Below are 756 nucleotides of genomic sequence, written 5' to 3'. Positions count from 1 at the left end.
TGTCAGCTCCCCCGAAAATAGAACTGTTCTGAAGTAGAGAAAAACCCTTAACTTTGAACAGTTGCTTATGAAAAGGAAAACATTTACCCCGCAGCAGATCGCCAGGATCCTGAAGGAATTCGAAGCTGGCAAGAGCGCTGCCGAGATCAGCCGGGAGTACGGCGTGAGCCAGGCTGCTTTTTACAAGTGGCGCCAGCGCTACAATGGCATGGATGCCACCGAGCTCAAACGGCTCAAGGAGCTGGAGGAGGAGAACCGCCGCCTCAAGGCCATGTACGCCGAGCTGGCCCTGGACCTGAAGGTGGCCAAGGAGATCATCGAAAAAAAGCTTTAAAGCCCTGCCAGAAGCGACAGATCGCGCAGGAAATGGCCTCTTTGCCAGAGGTAGGCATCAGCAGGGCGTGCCGTGTGCTCAACCTGAGCAAATGCGTCTACTACTACCAAAGCAAGAGGGACGACTCGGCCGTGGAGGAGGCGCTCCGGCAAAAGGCCGAGCAGCACCCGAGGGAGGGCTTCTGGAAGGCCTACCACCGGCTGCGTAGGGAAGGCAAGCCCTGGAACCATAAAAGAATGCACCGGGTCTACAAAAAGATTGGTTTAAGCATCCGCCGGAAGGCCAAGAAGCGGCTGCCTGAGCGGGTAAAAGAACCTTTGCAGGTACCAGGGGAGCTGAACCACACCTGGTCGATTGACTTCATGAGCGACGCTTTGGCCAACGGCCGCAGGTTCCGCTCCTTCCACGTGATGGACGACTTT

1 pseudogene is annotated in these 756 nt (G+C 56.3%); it reads left to right on the top strand.

From position 1 onward, the window contains the following. Positions 1-67 precede the first annotated feature (67 nt). Positions 68-756: pseudogene (locus Q1B04_RS19950) on the top strand (transposase); the annotation flags it as partial.

Origin of the sequence: uncultured Pontibacter sp., from assembly GCF_947495565.1 — a bacterium.
Lineage (GTDB): Bacteria > Bacteroidota > Bacteroidia > Cytophagales > Hymenobacteraceae > Pontibacter.
Note: the sequence above shows the minus strand (reverse complement) of the source record. Positions and strands in the feature narration are given on the sequence as shown.